The following is a 21,649-nucleotide window of genomic DNA, read 5'->3' as shown; positions in this document are numbered from 1 at the left end:
GTACGAACCACTCAGCTTTTTTTTCTTGAAATTTGGAGGTATCACCATGATCCCATCAAGCAAAGCAATTCTTGACCGCTCCTGTAAATGAAATTGAACCTTCAAAAAAGCGAAGACGAGCAAGTGTGCTCGTGTTGTGCAGGAAAACTGCATGATATGAGCACGGGAGTAAGCGGAAGTGAAGCTCGTGGAGAGTGCACCGGCCGAAGCTTCAGTCGGTCGGTGCGGCGTACTTCGTCACGTCCGGCTCAAATGTCGCTCCATTGGACAGGTCCACCTCCACGTGGGAAGTTCCGCGATCATCGGTCAGCACGAGCATGCGCGAGCCTACGAGGGGAACGCGGTCGGCACTGGTGCGCATGTGCGCTGAGACGACCCGAGGAGTACCGGCGACGATGTAACCTACCTCGACCTTGAATATCGGAAGATCGAAGAGCCAGCAGTTCGTGAAGCTCACGGTGGTCAGTGTCCCGATGAATGAGTTGCCCTCTACTCGGAGGCGCTCGATGTCACTCTGACGCAGCCGGGCATGTGTGATCGATCCGGGCAACCGTAAGAGCGAAATGGCGGCCCAGAGGGCAAAGCAGGCTCCGATGACAGCGCCAAGCTCTAGCGGGATCGTCGGCGACGTCCCAATGGCCTCAAGGTTGAAGGGGCGCGACGGATCGCTCGCCAGCGTCCAGATCAGTAAGACTCCAGCGATTACGACGAGTCCTCCTGCAATCGCTAGCGATACGAAGAGGCCGGCGACCCTTGCCTGTCCGAACTGTTCTACCGCTCGCGTGTACACTCCGCCAGTCACACCGATTGCGACGAACAGCAACACCACGGCGACGCCCACCGTGACCGGATGACCGAGGAGCATGCTGATTGCCGGTGTTGGCGCAAGACCGAGTAGAGCACCAAACGGCACGGAGCCTGTCAGCGCCCACAGTGCAGCAGCTGCGAACAGCCACGGCAGCAGCGGAGTCGCGCGTCCGACGCCACGTCCCGGCAGCAGCGCAGTCATTCGTCCGCCTCTATCCGTGGTGGAGAACAAGGGCAGCATCTCACTGTGCTCATGTTGTCCCTCTGTAGCTTCCCTCATAGGTATCCTTCACCTCCATAATTTTTTAGCTATATTTTTGCTGAAAGACCGCACGACGTCAAATTTTACCACTTATTGACTACTATATTGACTCATCCCCGAAGACTTTACAATAGGAAATAAACTCACGAACATGCATGAGAAGGCATGAAGAGAGTAGGATTTCACGTGAAATATGGGCCAGTTGATGAGCTTTGGGTTGTTCGATGATTGTATGTCCACGACACGATTGGTAAGCTTAACATTTTCTTGCTCTTGAATATTAAAACTCTAACAGACAATTGTAAATGAACCCTGGTTTGTTCATCTGATGGGAAACGATAGCTCAATAAATCAGTAGCGAAGCTATTGGTTTGGGATCATTGTGGGAGTAACGGCAGCTTTATAATTTTGGAGTGTGTTATGGAGTCTATTGTAGAATTAGATGTGGCTAAAGGAGCCAGCGTCGTTTAGGCTTTTCTACGAAGGAACCAACCGTACGGGATATTGGAGAGTATTGCGCATGAGTAGAACGGTTTTGAACGACTGGGAGAATTGCTTGATGAATTGAAGGTACTCTCGGGCAAGGTGCCGGTCATTATTTTGTATTATGTTTCTATGGGACGAAAATGGGTGGGCAATTTCTCCAGAGTTTTTAGAGGAAATCGAAAAAACTGTCTGAAATAAGACAAAAACGCCGGTGACCTTTAGCAGGTGACCGGCGCTACCATATTAGCGTTTCGGCATTTTACTCTCATCCATGTACAGTAGATTCCAACGGTGACCGTCCAAGTCGGCAAATCCTGCGCCGTACATCCAGCCCTCATTTTCACTCGGCTTGCCAAAGATGCTTCCTCCGGCAAACTCTACTTTTTGAATAAAGGCATCTACTTCTTCTCTGCTTCCAGCACCAATGGAAAATATTACTTCTGCGCAACGGGAAGTATCTGCGGTTTTTGAACCGGTAAATTTCTCAAACGCGGCATCCGGGAACAGCAGAATCGTTGTTTGGCCTATGGCAAGCTTGGCTCTCTCGTTACCAACGCTCACCGCATGGAATCCAATCTCATTGAAAAAGGCAGTTGACTTCTCAACATCTTTGACTGGTAGGTTAATCCAAATCTCCTGTGACATGGCTGTAGCCTCCTGGAATAAATTTTTAACTTCTCCTACTATACTCTACTTCTGGCTGTAGAAGCGAATCTTATAAAAGAAACAGCAAAGTATGGCATTCCTGTCATGCATCCTGCGGTTTACTTAGTAAATGCCCGCTCCGCAATCAGGGGTAAACGTTCGACAGTATGCAGCGCCATTGTCAGAATAAAATAAAGAATTAGACTGACGTTACTTCTTTAAGCCAACGAGCAGGATAGCTCAATCACATCTAGAATAAATTTAGAAAAATAGAAATATCGTTTATAAGTCGAATGAAGAATGGGGGAAGTTTCTTGGATGAGATTGTAAAAAATACAAAAGAATTATTAAAGAATATTGAAGAAAATAAACGGAATCTTTTAAGCAGAAATGCTGATAAGAAGGTAATCAATTTTTATGAAATAAATAAGCCATATGGTTGTTTCTCGAATTTTTGAAACATTCAATCACGTTTCCGTAAAGATTGGGAAGAGTGCAAAGTTAACATTATGCGGGAAGCTATTGTCGCTAAAATAGAACATCATCCAAAAGTTAAGTCCATTCTCTTATCAACAGGAGATTGTATTATTGTTGAACATACAACCAATGATTCATATTGGGGAGATGGCGGTGACGGGCAAGGAAAAAACATGTTAGGCAATTTGTTGATGAACATCAGAAATAATATGGAGAACTATGAGCCAGAGTTCCTTCTTCCTCAATGGATTACGTTTCCAGACATTCATCCATTTAGCATTGGTTGGAGAATGGGTAAAGGTGAAACATATTTAACTTATATGTGGGAGTGGAGAAGGAAACAATCTCCTGAAGCTTTAAAAGAATATGATGATTACTTTACGCCACCTCAGGTTTGGGTTAGCGGCTAATGCAGCCCTGGAATGAGATTTGAATTAACGACATATAGAACGATAACCAAAGGTATAATTGAAACATTAAAAGATAAAGCAAAGTCCTAGGGTGATAGGTCGAAGAGAAATCTATAATTTAAATTTGAAATTGTTGTTCAAATATCGACGATTGTGACACAAGCCATAGAAAAAATCGATATACATACATATGTACAAAATAGTATGTAATCTTCATATGCATAAATTCGCATAAAAGACTTGATTTAACTGAGGTTTGATGGTTAGTGTCACAATGAGTAAGCCGCTTAGGGTAAGTAGATCCTAAAGAACATTCTGGTCGCAACGACCTCAGTGCTATAATTTTTGTGAACTAATCTTCATTTATCTTAATTGGAAAAGAGGTTTTGAATCAATGAATAGCAAAATGATTTGGGGGATAGCATTATTAGCGCTGAGTTTGTTTTTTAAGCCATTATTGGCGATTGTGGGGCTGAATGAAACGTTGTTCGGATTGCAATGGCAAGGTGAAACTGTATTTACATTGCGTCCATTCTTAGTTCGGATCATTCTAGCAATAATTGGTATTATGATGCTTATCATCGGCGGTAAGCAAGTTACAAAGCAGAAGAATAAATAGTTGAAAGGATCGAGAGCACAACAATTAATCTTGTTACAGTATTGAACGTTTATATCAAGGTATTGAAGACCGAAAAAGATTATGATAATCCCCAAAAGGGGATTTTTTAATGTTCGTAGAACAAAAGGAGCCAGTGAGGCTCCTTTTGTTTGTAATTATCACGACCTACGAAATGTGACACATCACGAACTTTAATATTGTCAGATGACAAGAATATGAGCCGATTAATTACCGCGTAATTAACCAAAATATACGCTAAGCCCTGAATCCGGCTTGGCGTTTTTTCTTACTTTAACCTGAAACGGTACGATCATTCAACAAGCCGAGTATCAACGTTCCAATTATTACTGACTCGTGTATGTCGATTTGCCGTTCACTCGTTCGTTGTCTTTATAACGGCAAAGTTCAGCTGATCCTAGATGAAAGACATCCTGGAGATACGCAACGGTCGGAATCGACTATACGACACGAAAGGACAGGGATAAAAATGGGGAAAATCATTATGCAGCAATTCATTACGTTGGATGGCGTCATGCAGGCGCCTGGCGAACTCTATGAATTCGAGTATGGGGGCTGGCAGCGGTCCTATGTTGGCGAGGAGCACCTGGCACACATTGTCGAGCAGGCCCACACGGTTGAAGCACTACTTCTGGGGCGTAAAACTTACGAGACCTTCGCGGCAACATGGCCGTCAGCGGTCGGCATGCGTGGGCTGGCCGATCGGATGAACGGCATGTCGAAGTTCGTGGCTTCGAGAACCCTAAGCCATGCGGAGTGGAATGCCACAATCATCCATGGCGACGCGGCAGAAGAAGCAGCGAAACTCAAGCAGGAGTTCAGCGGAGACTTGCTTGTCGTAGGCAGCGGCGATCTTGCACAAACGCTGATGAAGTATCATCTCATCGACGAATACCGGCTCTGGATCCATCCTGTGATCTTAGGTCGCGGGACAACGGCTGTTCAGAGAGGGGATCGAGAAGTCTGCACTGCGCCTCATGGACGCCAAAACTCTAAGCACAGGTGTCGCGATTCACATCTACCAGTCCGAGTTAGGCAATTAACAACAAAGCCATCTGAATTCATTCAACCAGAGACGTCTCCATCATCGTTGTGCAAGTGGAGATGGGACGTCTTTTTACCCATTCAGATGCCAATCAAAATAAAAGCAGTATTAACTGAAAAAGAGACGTACGATGCACACAGTAACTTCAAAGGACTGTACAAGATTATAAAATGGACAATGAGAGGGGAATAAGATTATTATGTTTACAAATATGCGGAATACGAGGACGATTCGTCTTCTTCTAATGGGTGGCGTTGTTTCCACACCGCTATTCTACATAGCAGCCATTATTCAATCGTTTACACGTACAGGATTCGATATCAGGCGCCACGCCATCAGCACCCTTACGTTGGGGGATTTGGGATGGATTCAAAGCGCAAATTTCTTCATGACAGGATTGCTTTCTGTATGTGCAGCGATTGGAGTGCGCCGTTTGCTGCGAGGGCGTATGGGAGGCAAGTGGGGTTCGCTGCTCATTGGAATCTATGGGATTGGCATGATCCTGGCAGGTCTGTTTCGCCCAGATCCTGGCCTCAGCTTTCCCCCAGGTGCCTCTGCCGGAATGCCAACATCGATGAGCGTTCATGCAGCACTCCATTCCGTGGCTTTCTTTACGGCTTTTATTTGTCTAATTGCGGCAAGCATTATTTTTGCACGTCGGTTTGCTACAGAAGGCGAGCGTGGTTGGAGTATCTATTGTATTGCATCTTGTATCCTTGCGCCAGTGCTCATTATTTTAGGCTCAAGTATCGGCACTTGGATCGGCGTTATTATGGGGAGCGCTGGAATTGTTGCCTTCGGTTGGGTTTCGGTTCTTACTGCGAGATTACGTGTTGAAGCCCTTCAGGCATAGATTCAACAAGAGAGAACCGTTAATGATTTCCGATTCATTCGAGCCGGTTTCGTATAACCGCAGCATCAGTCTTGTTTTGAACTATGATGATGAGTCAGAAGTCAAAATGGCATATGCCAGGCTAAGCAAGGGCAGCGAAAGCAAGTATCCTCTGGTGTTCTATACTAACGATAGGGAGCTGTCTCGTCAGCTCCTTGTACATCTTCACAAAATAAAGGTTTTTGAATAGATGTACTGATAGGCATTAAGATAACGGGCAGCTTTAGACATATTCGAACGGAGTGAGAGGTATGGATGTGCAAAGTATTATTTCCAAAATTATTGATTGTCTTAAGCAAATCGATGGTGTGCAGGCTTTGGTTCTAGGTGGTTCAAGAGCTAGGGGGACTGAAAACCCCAACTCTGATATTGATATTGGAATTTATTATAACCTAAACAATGGGTTAGATATTTCCCACCTTGATCGGATAGCTTCCACCTTGGATGATGATAATAGAGTCAATTTAATAACAGAAATCGGTGGATGGGGGCCATGGATTAATGGTGGTGGTTGGCTGAAAGTGCATCAACAACCGGTCGATTTTTTATACCGTGATCTTAATATAGTATCAAAAGTAATTGACAAATGTCTCAATGGGGATCTTACAATTGACTATCAACCGGGACATCCTCACGGATTTATCAATTCTATATATTTAGCTGAAATTGCGTTGTGTAGGATTTTATGGGATCCAACAGGTCTTGTTGGAGAAATGAAGTCTAGAACAAGTCCATACTCGCACGTTTTGCAAAAAGCAGTAATTCAAAAATTTCTATGGGAAGCGAATTTCTCCTTAGAGAATGGGAAAAAAGGTATCTATAAAAATGATTTATCTTACTTTGCTGGATGTTGTTTCAGATCAGTCTCTTGTTTAAATCAGGTTTTGTTTGCACTTAATGAAACATATTGGATGAACGAAAAAGGAGCTGCTGCTATGGTCGATACTTTTAGCATGGTCCCAAGCAATTACTCTCATAGAATAAACATGATATTGACCTTAGTGACAGAAGAGCAAGCCGGTTTGGAGAAAGCTCTAAGCCTGTTACATGATCTGATCCACGAAACAGACAATCTAGTGAAAAATAAAAATCTGCTGAACTAACGGGACACTATAGCTCAATAAACAACTAGAACGAGGCTGCCGGTATGGATCGGCAGCCTCGTTGCACTATCTGGTGACCTCATAATACGAACGGGCAGGTTAACGTGGTTCCAGGGTAACAAGCATACTTACTTCACACCTCAATGAATTGTGACACAATCATATTCATCATTACTTAATCGTTTAATGGATTAGGGCTGTTCTCATGGGTGGAAGCAATCCTAAAAAAATAGGAAAAATGTTTGGTGATATCGCTAAAAGGCACTCATCTAAAGTTACACAAGAAATGCGGCAATCCGTTGTAAAATCAAGGCTTGTAACAACCGAATGGCCGTCCAATTTAAATGTGACTGCAATCAATGCGACGACAAGTGATCTTCATATGTTGAATAAGGATACGGGAATTTCTCTGTTGGAGGCCGTATCTTTTCGCAGCAAAAACATTTCATGTTTCCCTCTCCGAGGTTATTGTACCCGGCTTAAGATGATGCTTATACAATTGACAAAAAAAGTTCAAAAGCTAGGAACCGAGTAGATGCCGCAGCCATAACTTTTCGTATTCTAAAACCGCAAGTGGATCAAACTTAAGATCCTGCCTTGGTCTATAACGATTTCCGGATCTGATGCATAGTATTTTTGACTATTTCCTAGTTTTAATTTATACTTTAGCCAGTTTCAATATTAGGGGGATGTATCAAGTGTCTGCTATTGTTCTTAACTAGTTAATTGCATTAGGTTTATTCCATTTAAATTTCAGAAGTCCACTTATTGAAGTGGTTTATTTTTTCATGAAATAAATAGAATAATCCAGCAATAGTTAAGAACATGGGACATCGACTACTTCTAGTTGACTGTGGAACCGTGCTCTCATGCACGGTTTTTTTACATTATGCCCTAAATGTCAAGATTCATTTGTTTTGACATTCGTTTGAATTGGGACATCATGTTATCCATTAGTCAATTCCCTATGGGGGCAGAAGATGAACGATATGTTCATTTTCTGCCCCTTTTTTGTTTTATAAAATAATGGGGGAGAGAGCAATTGGAGCACGTAATATGCGCTACTGAGTAAACCAAAAATAAATAGATTGGTAGGTAGATTAATTTGGAACATAAAATGATCATAATTGCTCAAGGCTTAGCCGAAGTACTTCAACGCGGAAAAGTACGTCATTTAGAGAAAGGGTATATGACAGATGCTGAACGTGGGTGGTCTGGTGCGGAAGTACGTCGTATAGAGGTTACTTACGAAAATGGACAAAAGGAGAGCATGATATTTAAAGAAGCCGCTCTAAAAGAACGCATGGTGATGAAAACATTGACTGACCAAGGCCGTCTAAACACGCCCGCCGCATTTTCACTTGATTTAGAAACAGATGAGCCTAGATGGATGGCTATAGAAGATTTGGGAAGTGTTAAATCACCTCCATCTAGCGTAGATTGGTCGCCAAGGGTTGCGGAAGCATTAGCTAGAATCCACGCACGTAATATGCATAGAGGTCAGGAGATGCTATGGCTACCACATGCTGACGGTCAATATTGGAAAAACTTGGTCACAAAAATTTCTGTGGATCATTTTGAAACGCTTATGGATCAAAATTCCCAGTTTTGCAGAGAATTTGGTGCTTATCTGCCATCACTGCGTGAAAAAGCCGACACTTTTGCTCGTGATATGGAGGCTTTGTACGATGAGAGGGAAAGCCTGACTCTTACACATGGAGATTTGCAGTCGGTAGATGGTCCCCATATACATTATTATAATGGAAAACCATATTTTATTGATTTCGGGTGGAGCTATTATGCGCCTTTTTATATTGACCTGGCCAGTTATTTTAACCTAGAGCATGCTAAACTTTATTACAACGAATTAATTGCAAACGGTATATCACTTAGTTATGATGATTTTTATGAAAGATTGAGGGTAGCATTTCGTTACAGTGGCTTGATATATTTATATCCCAGTATTAGACAATGGTCTATTGGGCCTACTGAACTAACGGGTAAACGTCTGCTTCATATGTTGAAGATTGTACTTACAGGTGAATTCCCTGAGCGTAGGATTGATTACTCAAGCGAGCTATTCTCGAAGTTGCTCAAGGAACATAAGAACGGCACACTTCATAAGCTCAATTAAATTGGTTCATCCTATGCGAAAATTATGATTAGCTGTACGTTTGTGCCCTAACAAGCGGAGAAGTTGCACCACTCTCGATTCCTGAATTAGATAATTATTTATGTTGGCTCTGCTTAATCTAAAAATGTTGAAGCTATTTGTCAGGTAGATATCGTTTTACCAAAAGAAGCCGCTATTCTCACTAGAATTAGCTGATTGCCGGAACTATTATAGTCGAGAAGGCGTGCTGCTTCTAGCAGTAGAGGTAGGTGCAGATGGTAAAACAACAAAGGTCTTCTATAAGCAACTCTTGACGTTAGAGCTAAAGACTATTTTAGATCAAGCAGGGCATCAGAAAAATAAAACGATTTACCTTCGTCCATTTGAGGAGACAATCTGATGTTGGCAGCAGTCAAATATCGCTTACGATTTGCACGAAAAGCACTAGCAGAAGGTATAGAAGAGGAAGTAATCAAAAATATAACTGGGTTAGAAATAGACTACATCACCATTTTGAAAAGAAAATCAATGAACTAACGGGACTGTTAAAAGGAAATTATTTACCAATACATGCGTCATATTGGTTATTTTTTTAAGTTCCAATGCAAGTTCAATGATCAATCCGTCTAAGAAAATTGCAGCTGCAGTATTATAGAAGAACATTGTGGTATGACTGAAGTATTGAACATTGAAATATATGGAAATAATTAGATTTTACAATGGAAACTTTACATGAGTTTAGAATTACATTCATGATGAGCAAATAAACTTTAAGGATTAACTCTAAAATTAACTCTACGGATAATTACGACAGCTGAATTGTAGCATTACTAATGAAATTAAACTCTAGTTTTTATTAGTGTTAATTCACAAGAGCAAACCGTTTAATTTGAAGCGGAAGTTGTATGGAATTTATCATTATAATTGAAGTCCATAAAATGAAGGCAAGAGTAAGTAAAGTAACAGCAAATTAAAGACGAACTAATCATTAATGATAATTTCATTACTACTTATTCACAAAACTCGTATTTTGTACATATGTCAATGTATTGGCTTTAGGCCTTATCCTATATAGATTCATCCCTCGGTTGTCATACATTATATATGTCTTTTTCAGATATCAAAATTATAATTTCCAAGGTTTCGCCCTCCTTTCGCGCTCCGGCTCTGCTCCGCCGAGATCTTTCAATGAACAAAAAGCAGCTGATAGTTGCGGCCATTTTTTCTCCTATGATTCACTTATTATGATGAGCAGCATATTGTTCAAGTCTTATCAGATGCTCCACCAGTTCGGACTTTGTGGACTGCATATAACGCTGTTTAACACATTCTAGGTCACGGTTAATCTTGATCTGTTTGATGAATGAATCCATATCATCCATAAGCTGTTTTACAGCCCTATTACGTGGCTTATATGGCTTGGAAATTTGATGCTGAACGAAATAATCATGGAGCTCGCTATTTTTACGGAGCGTATTAAGATGGATGCCTTCACCATCCGGATCTAACACATCATTCAATTAATTGGGTTAAACGACCTGTCAAATCAACACAAAAACAACTAATGCGTGAATGTTATGATGTTTTGTTCATTGACATTCAAATAATATCCAATTAGTTGGGTTAAACGACCTATCAAATCAATACAAAAACAACTAATGCGTGAATATTATGATGTTCTGTCAATTGACACTCAAACCATATCCAATTAAAATCCATCTGAATGGCGATATATTCCATCTCAATCCTGTAAATTTTCCATCAGCTTGAGAATAGGAATCCGTCATAATAACACAGAGGTGCTGTCTCAGAGGTCTTGACATACAGTGCAATGAAGGGAGTGATCTGCAGCATTCGGAAGCCTCGGCGCCGTGGTTGATAGAATGCTTGATAATAGTGAGCAAGATAATCTACACAGTTAATTGCACAACAATACAAATCATACTTAGATGATACACACAAAAAAATCATAAGCAGCATAGCTTTTTAAAAAGTCAGGATATACATGCGAAAGTACCAACATTCAAGTAAAGGTGGTTAGGTATGAAACGGAATCTTTTTAAAAGGCTGACAAGTGCTAGTGTAGTAATGAGTCTTGTGCTCTCGACATTGATAGTATTACCTCTTACTGCCCATGCAGCATCGGATGTTACTGTGAATTGGAATGACGTTAAACAAGAAATCGATGGTTTCGGAGTATCACAAGCAGGATGGTCAGATGCTATCTATGATTTGGCGGAGCCGGCGCGCAGTGAAGTCATGGATCTGCTGTTTACGCAAGATAAAGGTATCGGGTTATCCATCCTTAGGGGCGAAATTTTCCCACAATTCAATCCAGCTCCAGGAACGTATGATTTTAATGCTAGACCTGACCAAGTATGGGTAATGCAGCAAGCAAAGGCTAGAGGCGTTGACAAAATTATCGCAACCGCCTGGAGTCCACCTGCATGGATGAAAACGAATAACTCCACAACGAATGGCGGATTCCTCAAATCCGAAAATTATGGTGATTTTGCAACTCTCATGGCTACGTTTATTAAGGAATATAAACTTCAGTTCGGTATCGATCTATACGGTGTTTCCTTGACAAATGAGCCGAACTCTATGACCTTCCTCTCTTGGAATTCCAGCGAATGGAATTCGACGAACATCCAAGTATTCCTCAAAAATTATTTGAAACAAGCTATGATTAACCAAGGGGTTCAGAATAAGAAAGTAATTGTTGGTGAATCTTCATGGTGGTCCGAGGATCTGGTGAAGGATGCTCTCAATGATCCGGCTTCAGCAGAGCGTATCGACATTGTTGGCGGTCACAATTATCCAGTTCCGGTCATTAACGCTGAGCTGCCAACTAATCCTTTTACTACAGCTGCGTCCAAAGGCAAAAAAGTATGGATGACCGAAGTATCTAAGGTAGATTCCTATGATCCAGGCATTAATTCAGGCTTAAAATTCGCTAAACAAATTCATGATTTCGTTACGAAGGCGAATGTTAATGCGTGGTTGTACTGGACAGGAGCAATCCCAGGCAATAATGACGAAGGCTTAATCAACGTAAACAAAGCAACGAGTACTTACCAATTAACAAAAAGATATTATGCTTTCGGTAACTTCAGCAAATTTATTAAACCGGGATATGTCAGAATCGGTGCATCCGAAAATCCTCAATCAGGTGTATATGCGTCGGCCTTTAAAGACCCAGCAACTGGAAAGTTCACAATCGTTGCCGTCAATGACAGCGACAGTTCAGCAGAAGTGAACTTCAACCCAAGCGGATTCACAGCTGGCAAGCTTACTCCTTATACAACTAACAGTGACTTAAATATGGCAAAAGGTCCTAATGTGCCTTTAGCAGGAGGCAAGTTCAAGACCGTTATTCCAGCTAAGAGCGTTATAACGTTTGTTGGTGAAAACGGATCTGCACCTGACTCTCCTCCGCAAACGCTTACAGACGATCTGAACAACTGGTCCAAAACAAGCTCTCATACTAGCAATCTAGCATTTGACACGACAAATAGCGCACTTTACTTCAATAATGATACCTCACGCGTTAAACGGTTAACAGGAACAACAGCAAGCTTTGTGTATAACTTACAGAATATCACCAACTTTACTGCGACCGTTTATCATGCCAGTGTATGGAATGGTATAGCATTCTACACCTCACCTGATAATGTGAACTGGACACAAGTGTCTCATACCAGTACAGTTGGTGTCTATACTTTTGGCAATTGGTATAGGAAAACGTATTCACCACAAAACGAACTGCCTGCAGGTACTCAATACCTGAAGGTCGAATTGTCTGGATCGGATTCATGGGAGAAACAGGTTGCCAAAATGGTTATTAACTACCAGTCATAATTCGCAACACTTGTGTAAGGAGCAAAAAGATCCGCTGCAATAGCAGATCTTTTTGCTCCGATATGGATTAGGCTTATTTCTCTCATGATATTACGTATCCCGCCCGGAGTAATCTTGTTATCCTCTTCATTAGAACATGTCCTCATTTACCGAACACAGGATAAATTACAAATCCAGCATAGTCAATCCGTGATGCTACAACAGATGTTAGAATTCAATGTTAATGAAAGCACCGATCTTCACATGCTTTTAAGAGCGCTCGCAATTTTAGATTGTAAGGTTCTCGGGGGTTCGGGATATGAAGAACTCATCGTTCAAGTCGAGCAAAATTACCCATTTTGCAAGTAAGACTTAAGTAATTCTGCAATCGCATCAGCATTTTGTTGGTCTTCGGGGAAACTTGGGCTTTGTGCAATTTCCAAAGGTGTGCCAATTCTAGACTCTATAGAAGGATTAGCACCGTGTTCTAATAAGTACTTGACCATTTCGTATCTGCTGTATAATACCGCATTATGTAGTAGAGTTGTACCATTAAATTCTTCTCGGGCATTAACATTCATCTCGTATTCTAGGAAGAGTACAACCATCTCAAGGTTATCTCCATAAAAAGGAACAAAACTGTCTATTGCTGGCCCTAACGGTCCGACCCCTACAGTTGGGTCAGCACCTTGTTGCAAATACTTTTCAGTTGCCTTCAAATCATTATCCATGATTGCCTTATTTAACTGAACTTGTTTTGCTGAAAGTAACCAGGCATTATTACCGCCCTCTTCACCATAAACTTGTAATTCTCCGCCGCTTGATTCGCTAATAAATCGTAAGGGAACAAAGGTGAAACCCTTTATTATAACGGGTGCTGCCGGCATGTCTACGCGCTTGCCATTAACGATTGCTTTTGTGGAGCCAACCGTCAACGTGATTGTTAAATCAGAACTCTCCCCAATGATTTGTTTGCTCTCTGGTTTCCACTTCACATGTAGCCCTAGTCGTTCAAAGACCGGTCGAAACGGAGCAACTGTTGTTCCATTCAGTACAACTGGATGATTGGCATTTGTAAACTCAACCTTCTTCCCATCTATCGACAGAATGTAAGGAAAGATTTTCATGGCAGCAGAAGTGCGATGAAGACCGATACTAGCACTTACAAGAAAAACCAGCAAGGTAACAACAAGCCATTTCCTCATTCATTTCACCTTCTTAATGGTTATTGTCTCGCCATCTCTTTTTACCATAATCAATCCTATAAATTCAATCAAGAATTAAGAATGGACTCAAGCGTGATATGGTTTTATTTGAAGTAAGCATCTTCAATTATTTAATTACATGAGCTCTTCCTCGTAAAATCGTCTTGATTTTATCTTTCAATCAATGATTGAAAGATAAATGTGTTTTTCAGACTTGTAATGCCAATAAATATCTTCGACATGTCCTGTTTTCTCTAAATACATGACATCTACTTGTTCATCGAAATGATACTTCGGTTCTTTAATTCTTTTAAAATCATCGAAATGTACTTTCAATTCAGTTCTACCATTTTTAATAATTAGATGTTTGTTTTGTATTGATTTGCAAAGGTGGACTTTCGATTGATATACACCCCCAAGAATTTAAAAAATAATCCATGTTATCTTCCTTTTTCTCATATTTTCATGGTATTTCAACTACCGTCTAAATTACGAACTTAGTGAACTTTCCATATTTAAGGTATTCGTGAAGTGAATTAAACTATCCTGCCCGTTAGCATTCCTGTAGAGTGTTATCTATCATTCTGACAAATTCCACAAATAAGTGAGCCTTTGTGAGAAATCAAAATTGTTCAACGGCAATGGGAATATATTCTTGACCTTTTTCAGCATTCGGTACATATTCTTGACATTGCACATTGCCAAGAATATGTACCGATAAAACAAAAAACCGCGATTTACACAGTAATTAATCGGCTCATATTTTTGTCATCCGACACCAACCGTGTCGGATGACAAGAACTTAACTCACCTTGGATTCTCCTATAACCGTACGTTCGCTCACGCTGTAGATAAATCGCTTTGATCCGCTGCTTGGTCTCGCCATCAGGGTCTGCTTGCTTACGCTTAAGATATCAATAGTACGCGCTTCTCCATACATCAAGCAATTCACATAGCAGGGTCACTGGGTAAACATCAGATAACTCCTCGATAATTGCATACTTGCCTTTCACACCTCCCGTTTCCAGATTTCTAATCACTTTTTCAAAACCGTATTCTCCCGTTGAAGTTGTTGGTTGTAACGATCCATATCTTTATATTCTTCGCGGCGGCCTCTGTTATCCAATAATCCGTAATTGCCTTTTTTCCTAAATTTATACACCTATTTACGAACTCTATCTTTATCTTGTATTCCATACTTCTCTGTAATTTGCATGTACATCCATCTATCCTCTTCGTGTAAACGTACGGCTTCTTTCCTTACTTCATATGAATACAATTTATTCGGTTGCTCTCTTTTCCTCATAAAAATACACCCCTAAAGTATCATCGGTTTCCCATATGGGTTTTTCCAATGTCTACTATAAGGGGTGCACTTCAGTTTCGTGCATGGGCTTGTTTTGTTATTTGGGATGAGAACCCCATATTAGGCTTTACGTTATGCTAATGGTTCAGCTGCCATAAACTTCGAACTCATAAAGAGAATACCAGTGGCCTGTGCCTCGATCTGTCGCATGCATCCTTATATACCTTGCATTTACCGGTTCAAAGTAGATATCGTCTATACCTCCGTCTCCATTCGTTGTCATGTTTATATCCGTCCAGTTGGTTGCATCGTTCGACACCTGAATCTTATAGCTCTTAGCATAAGCATACTCCCAGTTGAGTTTGACATTGTTGACGCGGGTTTCCTGTCCGAGGTCTACATAGATCCATTGCGGATTTGAAAACAGGCTGGCCCATCTTGTCGTTACATTACCATCCACCGCTTTATCGGCCGTTAATGTGGATGTCTCGTTGGAAGAGGATGTTGCCGATTTGTTTAACGCTAGATTCGGTTTGCCATAAACCTGGAATTCATATAAGGAATAGCCATAGAAGGAGTAAGCTCTCTGGGTTCCGTACATTCTTACATACCTTGCATTTACGGCAGTAAAGAATATATCGTCAATCCCCCCGTCTCCATTCGTTGTCGTATACACATCCATCCAGTTGACAGCGTCATTCGATACTTGAATCTTGTAGCCTTTGCCATAGGCAAGCTCCCAATTCAATATAACTCGATTTATGTTATAAGCCTGCCCAAGGTCGATTGTAATCCATTGCGGGTCTGCAAACTGACTGGCCCATCTTGTCGCCACATTACCGTCAACCGCATTATTCGGAGAAAGAGCTGCCTCTTGATTGGAAGATGACGTAGCTGTATTATTTAACGCCAAATTTGTTGTAGTAGCGGATCCGACGCTGTCTCCATATACTTGAAACTCATAAATAGAGTAACCATAGCTCGTGCCCCTCTCTGTTGCGTGCATTCTCACGTATCTTGCCGTTGTAGGCACAAAGCCTATATCGTCTACACCTCCGTTGCCTGTCGTTGTCGAGTACACATCGGTCCAATTGACCGCATCATTCGATACTTGAATTTTGTAGCTCTTGCCGTAAGCATACTCCCAGTTAAGTTTGACGCGTTTGATGTTGTAGGCTTGCCCGAGATCGACGTAAATCCACTCTGTACTTGAATACTGTTGGCTTGACCACCGTGTACCCGGCAAATTGTCAACAGCTTTAGCAGCGGATAGAGAAGAGCTTTGGTTGGAAGAGGCTACTGCCGATTTACCGCTTGCAAGATTAGCTGGAATGGTATACGTTCCTTTAACAAATTTGTAGATATCTTCATACATCTGTCTCCCGTCATAAATTCCGTTTTCACCGTTGTTATTCTTGTTTTTATACAAGTTATATATCCCAAAAATATCTTGATACCAACCCTTGACCGCTCCTGTCATGTATCCGTATTCTACGCCGGCCTTTAAGTAATTATCGAATCGGTTTTTAAAATCGGGGTCGAACATCGCTCTTTCGTCAAACTCCATTTCGATGCCCTTATTATATGTTTGAGCTTGGGTCGATACATTCGTCATTCTCGAATAATCAGTCTCCGGAACGAAATAGTGATTGGGCTGCTGGATGCTAAAATCGATTGCATAATTATTCCAGTTATTGCTTTGTCCGGCACCAAAGTATGGAATCCAGGCAAGTTTCAGACCCAGCGTATGAAGATAGTTACCAGAGTTATTAATTGCATTTACTTCACCCGGATTGCCGTGATCAATATCTTCATGGAACCAGTAGAAGCCTTTTAATTCAAGGTTGCTGTATTGGGCTTGATTCCATCTGCTTAATACGGTGTCGATATACCATTTGGTTACCTTCGTCATATTGCTAGGCGTCGAATTCAGATTTTCGCTGATTCCGTCGTTATCGACATCTCCGAAATTGGTGATTTCACTATTAGGATAAGGCATCATAATATATACTTTGGATTTGTAATTTGTTAGGTTTAGTGTGGTTGCAACTTGCTGGGTTGCTTGGTTGAGGGCATCGAGCTGTTGATTAGCGGTGAAAATGCGGTTTATATACCATTCCCAATCCGCCTTATAGGTCCACTTGGCAGGGTCCGCTGTATCACCAAAATCTCTATAGTCAGATGTGTTGATTCCTAGAAATAGAAATGAATCGAAAAAGGTGTCATCCATCACATTATTACTGTTGTAGTGCGCAACATAGGGCAAAAGCGTATTCTTGTCATACGTGCCGATTTCTCTTCCCTCGTATGTCGTTCGTCCACCGTAATATCCAGTATAAAGCAAGGCCATGTTCTTCACATTCCCAGATGCCGCGGTATTTGGTGGGAAATATCCTGTTGCAGCAGCAGCGGCAAGCGGCTGTTCTAAGTTAGACTGGGGTTGTTGCTCGAGATCAGGATCGGACTTTTCTTGTTGTCCCTGCTGATTAGGAACTTGAAGTAAAGGCATTTGATCCTCCTGCCCCTGCGAAATCTTCGGCGACCTATCCCCTTCTCCCTTCACTACTGATGGTTGAACAGAAAAAACAATCGATAAGATTAACAAAAATGATAACAACAAGGAACTTCGTCTTGGATACCTCTGACTTCGCTTCATCTTTCATCCCCATTTCTTAGGTTTAAATGATTTTAACAAGTCTGGTACATGGTCTTGATCCGAGTGTCCATTTTATCCAAGCTCCAAACGGCCTCTTTACGACTAATTCTATGAGGCAATTTTATGCTTGGAAATAGATTTTTGTTTACTTTCATATACACCTTTTTACAAATCAAAAAAATCAACCGATGCACCTTTCTCTCGTTTCTTCGCATGTGACCTAAGCACATATATTCAAACCCATACGCCGCAAGGAATTCACCAAAAAAAACTTGCCCTTATTTGTGGTACGGTTCACCGCGTTTGATCTTAAACTATCCTGCCCGTAAGCTAAATGGCCTGCAGAACATAGTTACAAAATTCAATTAATGCTAATTGAAGGTATTATCAACGAATTCCAAAAAGCACTATATAAATGAAAAGTCCCTTTTTACCATTTTCTCTTTGTAGACGATTTTGGTTTGATTGTGAAATATGCAGAACACTTGATAAAATAGCTCATCGGCAATCGCTATACATTCTTGGCCTTTTTCGGCATTCGGTACATATTCTTGACATTGCACATTGCCAAGAATATGTACCGATAAAATAAAAAAACCGCGATTTACGCGGTAATTAATCGGCTCATATTCTTGTCATCCGACATTAGCTTGTGTCACAATCTATCTTGTATTCTCAGCATTGTTATTTTGTCACTTCCTCTTAAGTTAGTGATTTTGGCATTTGATTAAACCTCTTCTAATAAAAAAGCTGAATCCATACCCTACCTGGACTCAGCATTTTAATACTAATTATATTTATTGGAATCAGTTATTGATTTGTACTTCAATGGATGTTTTGTTATTGGAAGTTTGAAACCAATTGTTTCAGTTGTAGGATCGCTGGAACGATTCGAATTGAAAAAAATATTGTGCCGTTGGAGTAAGCGGCTGCGGCGAGCTGCGATAGCGTTAAGAAAGACAATGGTAGTTTTTTCGCGCCGCGAGTCAGTGTTTTCGTCTTCATGGAGATTCCCCGTATTCATATCGTTTGACTTAGCATCCAATTTTGGACTTCATAATGCAACGTCTTATTGCAGTCGGCGACGAACCGCCGCTTCGGGACGTCCGCCCCCTCCGGGCCTGCTTCCCTTAGACCAGAATGCTCTGAGATGTGAAAAGAAAATCCCGTATTTCTCGGCAGAAAAAGCCGCCTTCGGTAGGAGCGTGGTCCGGACTTCTCCAGTTCCGCCCCCGCGTATACTCTCGCCGTTGCCGAGGTATCGTCTGGTACGACAACTACCAGCTCCACTTCGATCTCCTCGGACAATTCCGGCACGATCCTGATTGTTGTCGATGCGGTCAGCGCATGTCCGCTGTACACGATCTCACATTCCCCCGTCTTGACTGCCCGGATCAAGCCTGTCGTATCGACCACCGCTGCGCCTTCGGGCGTAACGCGGAAGCTTGCGTCCAGGTCGACCGACACTAAACCGCTTTCATATGTGACAAGCGGGTACACCCATGCCTCGGCTCCCTCGATCCCGGCGACAGAATCACCGATCAACTCGGCTGAGACTGGCGATCCATTGTCTCCGAAGAAGAAGACAAGCGGCGCGTACACCCTCTGTTCCCAAGCCCCCTCGTTATGCTCTGCCATCGGTTCGTAGCAGAACACGAGGTCATCTCCAGACCGGTAGCCTAGCTTCACGAAATGCTCCGCCATGTGCCTGACGTGATCGACACGCACAGTCATGCCTTCCATGCCGCCCGCATCTATCCATAATTGAAACGGTCCTTTCCCATCGAAAGTCTGAACGATGGGCAGATGCGTCATCGTCACCTCATTGTATTGGGCGAAATAAGGAGAAAGCATGGCCAGCTTGCCAAAAACGTCGAAACGGCGGAAACCGATATGGTAAGTAGCGAGCCCGCCTCTGGACGAACCCATCAGTGCGGTATGGCGGCTCTCATGCTTCGTCCGGTAAGTACGGTCGATGTAGGGTTTCACCTCCTCCACCAGAAAACGCTCATAGAACTCTCCCCGGCAAGGGTAGTCGAGCTCCTCTGCGAACGGGCCTTGATGCGCGAACTCGCTGTCTCGCTCCATCCCCTTATTCGAGACAGCCACGACGATCAATTTTTCAATGCGTCCTTCCGCAATCAGACGGTCGCATACGCGGTGCAGGTTCCATGACTGCCCATTAAATGCTTCATGGAATACGTTCTGCCCGTCATGGATATAAAGTACCGGATACGTCCGGTCCGCTTCCACCCCGTAGCCGGGCGGCAAATAAACGAAAATGTCCCTTTCGTTGCGCATAATTTCCGATCGGAAATTCGCGATGGTTTCCACTCGCGAAGGCTGCGTCATTCAAATCTCCTCCTCTCTTCCCGTATCTGGCCTTAAGTCTATCCAATTATGAACCGTGTAAACGACTCTCTTGTCCTCGTCCGTGACAATCCTTCTGTAAGGCATCCGCCCGAAATCCCGATCGACCTCTTCCTTATCGTAGCCCCGGGTGATGAGAAAATCGAACGTTAATCCTCTAGACAAACTGACCGTTCCGCCATACAATCCTTTGCCGAGCTTCGGAACGCCGAACGTCGCATAAATCTCGGCATCTTCCGGCGTTGTATCCGGCACGCGAATTTCAATCTCGACGTCGACGGTCTCAGATAGCCGTTCCACGACAGTATACATTCTGGCCGCTTCTTGGCCACCATAGCGGCAGACGATCGTCGCAGTGCCGGGTTTCCGTGGAAGCAGCCTTCCGTCTGACGTAATCCCGAGGACATCCGGATTATCCGTCTGGTAATCGGCTTTGAGCAAACTGAAGCGTATGCCGTTGTGAAGAGTGGCAACCGCATTAACGACCACTACAGGCCCGTCGACACCGACGATACCGTCCCCTTCAAGCGCGAGTACCGACACATCGGCGGCTTCGCCAAAGAAGTGCAGCAGCGGCATGTGCGCCCGGCGGCTCCAGTCCCATTCGGAATGCGCGGCTTCCATGTCCAGATAATAATAAAGCTCCTCACCTTGCTTCCAGCCAGCTTGCTGCATATTCTCAGCGACGCTCCGCACGTGGGATGGCATGAAGAACCCCTCCGACCCACCAATGTCCATCCATATTTTTTGCCCATCGTTATAAGGATACAGACGATACTGCGGCGTTTCTTCAAGAGTGCCGGGATCTACCTGGACGAAAAAAGGCGACAGGATGCCCAGCATGCCGAATACATCCGGACGGCGGAGCCCAATGTTGTACGTTGCGATGCCGGCTGCCGAGGAGCCCATTAACGCCGTATGCTCCGCATCCGGCAGTGTCCTGAATCCGCGATCTACAATTGGCTTCAGCTCTTCGATCAGAAAATGTTCGTAGAGCTCACCGACGCAGCGGATAGGATACGCGTACAGGTCGTGGAAATATTCACTGGTTCCGTCCTCGTACTTATGTTCGACCGCCACGATAATAATTGGCCGAACCAGCCCTTCCGCCACTAGTCGGTCGGCTACGCGATGCATGCCCCAGGACTCTCCGGATGGCTTGCTCGGCTCGAATACGTGCTGGCCTACGTGCATGTACAGCACGGGATACCTTACGGACGGATCATCGTCATAGCCCGCAGGCAAATAAATGTAGATGTCTCTTTCGTTCCCCAGCCGGGATGCGTGCACCCCGGGTAATACGATCAGCTTCGATTGAGCCGAATTTTCCATATTGCATAGCCCCTTCTGAGAACTTCATTCTTCAAGCTTTAACTTAACCGGTTAAGTGGCTTC

Annotated in this window: 17 protein-coding genes; 10 read left to right on the top strand and 7 right to left on the bottom strand. The window is 42.9% G+C overall.

Translation table 11 applies throughout. The features are described 5' to 3' along the window. Positions 1 to 211 precede the first annotated feature (211 nt). Positions 212 to 1,009, bottom strand: a complete 798-nt coding sequence (locus AC0VYE_RS16880; RefSeq protein WP_475449330.1) for a hypothetical protein — start codon at positions 1,007 to 1,009, stop codon at positions 212 to 214. A gap of 789 nt (positions 1,010 to 1,798) precedes the next feature. After that, entirely contained in the window at positions 1,799 to 2,200 is a 402-nt protein-coding gene (locus AC0VYE_RS16875; protein ID WP_475449328.1) for a VOC family protein, read from the bottom strand. A gap of 314 nt (positions 2,201 to 2,514) precedes the next feature. Between AC0VYE_RS16875 and AC0VYE_RS16870 the strand changes: the two genes are divergently transcribed. The 10 genes from AC0VYE_RS16870 to AC0VYE_RS16825 all read left to right on the top strand — a co-directional run bounded on the left by AC0VYE_RS16870 (position 2,515) and on the right by AC0VYE_RS16825 (position 12,738). Further along, the gene (locus AC0VYE_RS16870) at positions 2,515 to 2,658 is read left to right on the top strand and encodes a hypothetical protein (RefSeq protein WP_475449326.1); all 144 of its coding nucleotides are present in this window, start codon (positions 2,515 to 2,517) and stop codon (positions 2,656 to 2,658) included. 3 nt (positions 2,659 to 2,661) lie between these two features. Then, positions 2,662 to 3,087 carry an NADAR family protein gene (locus AC0VYE_RS16865; protein ID WP_475449602.1) on the top strand — a complete coding sequence of 142 codons (426 nt, stop codon included), beginning with the start codon at positions 2,662 to 2,664 and terminating at the stop codon, positions 3,085 to 3,087. A 394-nt stretch (positions 3,088 to 3,481) separates the two neighbouring features. Continuing rightward, positions 3,482 to 3,706 (top strand): hypothetical protein, encoded by a 225-nt coding sequence (locus AC0VYE_RS16860; RefSeq protein WP_475449324.1) that lies wholly within the window; start codon positions 3,482 to 3,484, stop codon positions 3,704 to 3,706. Between the two features lie 502 nt (positions 3,707 to 4,208). Then, complete coding sequence (locus AC0VYE_RS16855; RefSeq protein WP_475449322.1) at positions 4,209 to 4,961, top strand: dihydrofolate reductase family protein; 753 nt, start codon at positions 4,209 to 4,211, stop codon at positions 4,959 to 4,961. Between the two features lie 7 nt (positions 4,962 to 4,968). Then, the gene (locus AC0VYE_RS16850) at positions 4,969 to 5,622 is read left to right on the top strand and encodes a DUF998 domain-containing protein (protein ID WP_475449320.1); all 654 of its coding nucleotides are present in this window, start codon (positions 4,969 to 4,971) and stop codon (positions 5,620 to 5,622) included. Between the two features lie 22 nt (positions 5,623 to 5,644). Further along, positions 5,645 to 5,851: a hypothetical protein gene (locus AC0VYE_RS16845; RefSeq protein WP_475449318.1), complete on the top strand. Its 207-nt coding sequence runs from the start codon at positions 5,645 to 5,647 to the stop codon at positions 5,849 to 5,851. Positions 5,852 to 5,912: 61 nt separating this feature from the next. Then, positions 5,913 to 6,764 (top strand): nucleotidyltransferase domain-containing protein, encoded by an 852-nt coding sequence (locus tag AC0VYE_RS16840; protein WP_475449316.1) that lies wholly within the window; start codon positions 5,913 to 5,915, stop codon positions 6,762 to 6,764. Between the two features lie 1,105 nt (positions 6,765 to 7,869). Continuing rightward, on the top strand, positions 7,870 to 8,898 hold the full coding sequence (locus AC0VYE_RS16835; protein WP_475449314.1) for a phosphotransferase: 1,029 nt from the start codon (positions 7,870 to 7,872) through the stop codon (positions 8,896 to 8,898). 378 nt (positions 8,899 to 9,276) lie between these two features. Continuing rightward, positions 9,277 to 9,414: a hypothetical protein gene (locus tag AC0VYE_RS16830; RefSeq protein WP_179089843.1), complete on the top strand. Its 138-nt coding sequence runs from the start codon at positions 9,277 to 9,279 to the stop codon at positions 9,412 to 9,414. Positions 9,415 to 10,920: 1,506 nt separating this feature from the next. Beyond that, positions 10,921 to 12,738, top strand: a complete 1,818-nt coding sequence (locus AC0VYE_RS16825) for a glycoside hydrolase family 30 protein (protein ID WP_475449312.1) — start codon at positions 10,921 to 10,923, stop codon at positions 12,736 to 12,738. Positions 12,739 to 13,067: 329 nt separating this feature from the next. Here the strand turns inward: AC0VYE_RS16825 and AC0VYE_RS16820 are convergent, their stop codons facing one another. The 5 genes from AC0VYE_RS16820 to AC0VYE_RS16800 all read right to left on the bottom strand — a co-directional run bounded on the left by AC0VYE_RS16820 (position 13,068) and on the right by AC0VYE_RS16800 (position 21,586). Then, on the bottom strand, positions 13,068 to 13,922 hold the full coding sequence (locus AC0VYE_RS16820) for a stalk domain-containing protein (RefSeq protein ID WP_475449310.1): 855 nt from the start codon (positions 13,920 to 13,922) through the stop codon (positions 13,068 to 13,070). Positions 13,923 to 15,373: 1,451 nt separating this feature from the next. Next, positions 15,374 to 17,737, bottom strand: a complete 2,364-nt coding sequence (locus tag AC0VYE_RS16815) for a discoidin domain-containing protein (RefSeq protein ID WP_475449308.1) — start codon at positions 17,735 to 17,737, stop codon at positions 15,374 to 15,376. A 987-nt stretch (positions 17,738 to 18,724) separates the two neighbouring features. Next, complete coding sequence (locus tag AC0VYE_RS16810) at positions 18,725 to 18,889, bottom strand: hypothetical protein (protein WP_475449306.1); 165 nt, start codon at positions 18,887 to 18,889, stop codon at positions 18,725 to 18,727. 15 nt (positions 18,890 to 18,904) lie between these two features. Next, positions 18,905 to 20,236, bottom strand: coding sequence for an alpha/beta hydrolase (locus AC0VYE_RS16805; RefSeq protein WP_475449304.1), 1,332 nt, complete (start codon positions 20,234 to 20,236; stop codon positions 18,905 to 18,907). Further along, complete coding sequence (locus tag AC0VYE_RS16800) at positions 20,237 to 21,586, bottom strand: alpha/beta hydrolase (RefSeq protein ID WP_475449302.1); 1,350 nt, start codon at positions 21,584 to 21,586, stop codon at positions 20,237 to 20,239. It abuts the gene before it with no gap. Positions 21,587 to 21,649: the final 63 nt, after the last annotated feature.

The organism is Pristimantibacillus sp. Z349TD_6 (assembly GCF_056173205.1).
The sequence above is the reverse complement of the archived record's forward strand: the minus strand, read 5'-3'. Positions and strand labels throughout refer to the sequence as shown.

Excerpts from the sequence above, each read along its gene's own strand:
- AC0VYE_RS16820 (WP_475449310.1), bottom strand. The coding sequence starts at position 13,922 with ATGAGGAAATGGCTTGTTGTTACCTTGCTGGTTTTTCTTGTAAGTGCT.
- AC0VYE_RS16800 (WP_475449302.1), bottom strand. The coding sequence starts at position 21,586 with ATGGAAAATTCGGCTCAATCGAAGCTGATCGTATTACCCGGGGTGCAC.
- AC0VYE_RS16815 (WP_475449308.1), bottom strand. The coding sequence starts at position 17,737 with ATGCCTTTACTTCAAGTTCCTAATCAGCAGGGACAACAAGAAAAGTCC.
- AC0VYE_RS16845 (WP_475449318.1), top strand. The coding sequence starts at position 5,645 with ATGATTTCCGATTCATTCGAGCCGGTTTCGTATAACCGCAGCATCAGT.
- AC0VYE_RS16810 (WP_475449306.1), bottom strand. The coding sequence starts at position 18,889 with ATGAAGACGAAAACACTGACTCGCGGCGCGAAAAAACTACCATTGTCT.
- AC0VYE_RS16875 (WP_475449328.1), bottom strand. The coding sequence starts at position 2,200 with ATGTCACAGGAGATTTGGATTAACCTACCAGTCAAAGATGTTGAGAAG.
- AC0VYE_RS16830 (WP_179089843.1), top strand. The coding sequence starts at position 9,277 with ATGTTGGCAGCAGTCAAATATCGCTTACGATTTGCACGAAAAGCACTA.
- AC0VYE_RS16855 (WP_475449322.1), top strand. The coding sequence starts at position 4,209 with ATGCAGCAATTCATTACGTTGGATGGCGTCATGCAGGCGCCTGGCGAA.
- AC0VYE_RS16805 (WP_475449304.1), bottom strand. The coding sequence starts at position 20,236 with ATGACGCAGCCTTCGCGAGTGGAAACCATCGCGAATTTCCGATCGGAA.
- AC0VYE_RS16840 (WP_475449316.1), top strand. The coding sequence starts at position 5,913 with ATGGATGTGCAAAGTATTATTTCCAAAATTATTGATTGTCTTAAGCAA.
- AC0VYE_RS16880 (WP_475449330.1), bottom strand. The coding sequence starts at position 1,009 with ATGACTGCGCTGCTGCCGGGACGTGGCGTCGGACGCGCGACTCCGCTG.
- AC0VYE_RS16850 (WP_475449320.1), top strand. The coding sequence starts at position 4,969 with ATGTTTACAAATATGCGGAATACGAGGACGATTCGTCTTCTTCTAATG.
- AC0VYE_RS16825 (WP_475449312.1), top strand. The coding sequence starts at position 10,921 with ATGAAACGGAATCTTTTTAAAAGGCTGACAAGTGCTAGTGTAGTAATG.
- AC0VYE_RS16860 (WP_475449324.1), top strand. The coding sequence starts at position 3,482 with ATGAATAGCAAAATGATTTGGGGGATAGCATTATTAGCGCTGAGTTTG.